Annotated in this window: 2 protein-coding genes; both read right to left on the bottom strand. The window is 60.5% G+C overall.

Translation table 11 applies throughout. The features are described 5' to 3' along the window. Positions 1-15: 15 nt before the first annotated feature. Positions 16-312: a hypothetical protein gene (locus L284_RS41785; RefSeq protein WP_021233732.1), complete on the bottom strand. Its 297-nt coding sequence runs from the start codon at positions 310-312 to the stop codon at positions 16-18. Continuing rightward, the coding region (gene tnpC / locus L284_RS41780) for an IS66 family transposase (RefSeq protein WP_021235366.1) at positions 312-1,905 on the bottom strand (1,594 nt) is incomplete at its 5' end. The genes L284_RS41785 and tnpC, both read right to left, overlap by 1 nt.

Genomic DNA, 1,905 nt, shown 5'->3' with positions numbered 1-1,905 from the left:
GTAACCGTCCGATTGTTACCGCGGTGGTTGGGCCTTGAAGCGAGTGGCGAGTTCGGGATCGTCAACGAAGTCATCGAGGAAGCCGTGCCAGGTCTGGGTGGTGCGGCGTGCTTCTCGAAGCATATCTGACAGTTCGTCGACGCCATCGTCGGTGAGCGCCGTAATGGTCTCATCCGGTCCAGTGTAAACGGTGATGATGCTGCCGTATGTCAGATTGTCGTCGTTCCAGACGATGGCTTCCAACAACTCCACGTCCTCGCCGAGCATTTTGGCAGCATAGTCCAGCGTGCGTACGTGAGTGATCGTGGCCATCAGGCTACCTCTGCCAACGGTACCAAGGGCACCCATTTCCAAGGCAGCAATTCCTCGATCCGGTTGATCTTGTGATCATGGATACGGCCGAGCACGTCGGCGAGATAAGCCTGCGGATCAAGACCGTTCATCTTGGAACTTTCAATAAGCGTCATGGCTCGCGCCAGTGTTTCAGCGCCTGCTTCGGAGCCGGCGAAGAGCCAGTTGCGTCTTCCTAAGCCAATAGGTCTCACGGCTCGCTCAGCGGCATTGTTATCGATGGCGACGCGTCCGTCTTCAATGAACAGTGAGAAGGCCTGCCAGCGACCCAAGCCATACCTAATGGCGCTGGCCAGGTCGCCTTTGACGGGGATGCGGGTGAGTTGCTGCTCGGCCCAGGCGCGCAACGCCTCCAGTTTGGGTTTGCTATGCTCCTGGCGGACGGCACACCGAACATCGGCAGGTTTCCCGGCGATTTCGCGTTCGATGTCGTACAACTGGCCGATGCGATCGAGGGCTTCTCGCGCTATCGGGGATTTGTTCGCTTTCCAGATGTCGTGGAAGTCACGCCGCCAATGGGCGAAGCAGGCAGCTTCCCGGAAGCGCGGTTCGCCGTCCGCGCCGGGCTGATAGAGCTTCGCATATCCCTTGTAGGCGTCGGCCTGGAGAATGCCGCTCGCATTGCAAAGGTGGTTTTGCACGTGCTCCGCCTTCCAGTTGGAGGCAAAGCGATAGACCACACCCGGCGGTGCCGGCCCGTTCCACGGGCGCTGATCGCAGACATAACCCCAGATCCTGCCTTGCTTCACGCCCTTACCGAGCCCTTCGGCCCGCCTTGTGTGATCCAGCACCTGGATCGGCGTATCATCGGCGTGGATGACGGTGCTGGCCAGGACCGATGCCTCAATACGCTCGATCAAGGGCTGCAGGCTTCGCATCGCCTTGCCGCACCAGTCAGCCAGCGTGCTGCGGGGAATGTCAGCGCCCATGCGGGCAAGGATTTCGTTCTGCCGGTACAGCGGCAAGTGATCGTCGAACTTTGAGACGAGCACGTAGGCAAGCAAGCTGCTTCCGGCCATGCTGCCGGGGATCGGGCGGCTCGGAGCCGGCACCTGCACCATTTTCTCACAGCAGCGGCAGGACTTCTTCGGCCGCGCGACCTCGATCACCTTCAGCTTGGCGGTAATCATTTCGATGATTTCGCTCACGTCCTCGCCGACGAGGCGTAACTCGCCCCCGCAATCGGGACAAGCGCTGCCCGGGTCGAGTTCTTTTCGCTCGCGCGGGGTGTCAGGCGCAACGCGCGGGCGCCGGGCCATGGCCCGTGCACTGTCTACGTGCGCAGTGGCCTCATCCTCTTCGACATCACTCGGCGAAGCGACGGTTTGTGCCGCGGCGACCAGAATGTCCTCTAGGGCCAGTTCCAGCTGCTCGATCTCGCGTTCGATCTTTTCCGAGGATTTGCCGAAGGCCTGTTTCTTCAGCTTTGCAATGCGCAGACGCAGGGCCTGAACCACCAGATCATGTGCACGGACCGTTGCCGCCAGCTTCGCGTTTTCTGCCTGCAAGTCGGCGATTATCGCCTTCAGCAAAGCTGGGTCTTCGGGAAGATTT

The sequence above is a fragment of the Novosphingobium lindaniclasticum LE124 genome (genome assembly GCF_000445125.1).
GTDB classification, from domain to species: Bacteria; Pseudomonadota; Alphaproteobacteria; order Sphingomonadales; family Sphingomonadaceae; genus Novosphingobium; species Novosphingobium lindaniclasticum.
This window is presented reverse-complemented; position numbering and strand designations above follow the sequence as displayed.

What these genes read in the sequence shown, in the direction of transcription:
- L284_RS41785 (WP_021233732.1), bottom strand. Translation starts at nt 312, where the DNA reads ATGGCCACGATCACTCACGTACGCACGCTGGACTATGCTGCCAAAATG.